2 protein-coding genes are annotated in these 1,513 nt (G+C 37.6%); both read right to left on the bottom strand.

The annotated features are described in order from the left end of the window. Positions 1-201: 201 nt before the first annotated feature. Complete coding sequence (locus tag P8M52_RS03120; protein ID WP_300307176.1) at positions 202-513, bottom strand: hypothetical protein; 312 nt, start codon at positions 511-513, stop codon at positions 202-204. 10 nt (positions 514-523) lie between these two features. Next, on the bottom strand, positions 524-1,387 hold the full coding sequence (soxA, locus tag P8M52_RS03115) for a sulfur oxidation c-type cytochrome SoxA (RefSeq protein ID WP_300307173.1): 864 nt from the start codon (positions 1,385-1,387) through the stop codon (positions 524-526). Positions 1,388-1,513 lie beyond the last annotated feature (126 nt).

Raw genomic sequence — 1,513 nt, 5'->3', positions numbered from 1 at the left:
TCTCCTCTTTTATATATAAAAAAAATAAAACCCCTTAAGAGAGGGGCTAACCTTACTAAACCTCTATGATAACCACAAATAAAAATTTTGCAACTCTATTATGGAGTAAATATATAGTTATTTATGATAGGTATATCACCTTATAACCAAAAAAAAACACCCTATAAAGGGTGTTTTTTTTGTTTCTACTTACTTATCTTACTAAAAATTAGGACCTGCATTAGCCTGTTCTTTAGCCTGCTTTTGAGCGTCTATTGCCTGCAGTCTAGCTTTATTAGCTAAAGCCAAACCTTTAGCGCCACCCACTTTAGCAGCCTCTTTAATAAACTTCCCAGTATCACGCCACTCAAAACCAGCTTTTTTAGCTTTTTTATTTTCAGCAGTTGCAATTGCAATGGCAGCTTTTAAAGGATCTGAAGAGCCATCATTCCAGTTATGCGAACTTCCTAAAAAATCAGCTGATTGAACAGACAGTGAGAATACTGCTGTTGTAATTAATAATAGTTTTTTCATGTTAATCTCCTTATTCTCTGTATTCAGTACCAGAGATCTCCATGCCATTACTCATTGCAGTATGGAAGAACTCTAAGTTCGTGTATTCACTTTGATGTCTTTTTCTAGGCTTAGCCCTAACCTGCTTGTTACAACCGCCGTAACGACGCTGAATCGTACCAAAACCATCACCTTTCTTTTTAGCCCATTTACCACGCCACACAGGGAAGTGAGTAATATGGCCTAATGCTGGTGATAGTGTGTTACCACGAATACGCTTACCAGCTGAATCGATATGACAGTTTGCGCATGATAAGTTCAGTTGACCACGCTTAGCATAGAACTCGTTCTTACCTTGATTGTACGCAGCTAAAGCCTTAGCATCACCTTCAGGAACAATTACATTGATCACTTGACCTTCTGCTAATGTTGTTAAGTAAGATGTAATGTGAGCAAGTTTACCTTTGCCTGATTTCATCTTCTTGCCACCGTTAGCCTTATTACAATTTAGAACCGCTTTTTCAAGTGTTTCTACCTTGCCTGAAGTTGAGTTCCAACGTGGATACTGAACTCTTAATGTTTCATCGCCACCAGAAAAACAGCTAGAGAAAGTTTTACCGTTAGCAAACGGTGTATTCCATGCTTTTTCACCAGCATCTCTTAAATCTTCAAACGGAGGCATTTCCATGACAGCTTCAAACTGCATAAATTTGTCTTCATTCATGGCGTAAGGACCTTTTGAAAAATCATTCAAACTCAAATTTGGAAATTTAGACTTAAAATGATTTTGAAATGCATCAATATCAGCTTGCACCGCTGATGATTGTTGCGCTGAAATTGCAGATCCAGCACCTAATAAGGCTACCGCTGCAAAAGTTACTATTAATTTTTTCATTAATCTCTCCTCAATCGGCATAATTGATTACTTAGACTTTGCAGTCGCAGAACCAGTCTTGCCTTTATTGTCAGTATATTTAAGTTCGATTGTATCGCCTTTAGCGCCTGCAACGTTAAACTTAAA

This window comes from Candidatus Thioglobus sp. (genome assembly GCF_029243085.1).
Classification (GTDB): Bacteria; Pseudomonadota; Gammaproteobacteria; order PS1; family Pseudothioglobaceae; genus Thioglobus_A.
The sequence above is the reverse complement of the archived record's forward strand: the minus strand, read 5'-3'. Positions and strand labels throughout refer to the sequence as shown.

Excerpts from the sequence above, each read along its gene's own strand:
- P8M52_RS03120 (WP_300307176.1), bottom strand. The coding sequence starts at position 513 with ATGAAAAAACTATTATTAATTACAACAGCAGTATTCTCACTGTCTGTT.
- soxA (WP_300307173.1), bottom strand. The coding sequence starts at position 1,387 with ATGAAAAAATTAATAGTAACTTTTGCAGCGGTAGCCTTATTAGGTGCT.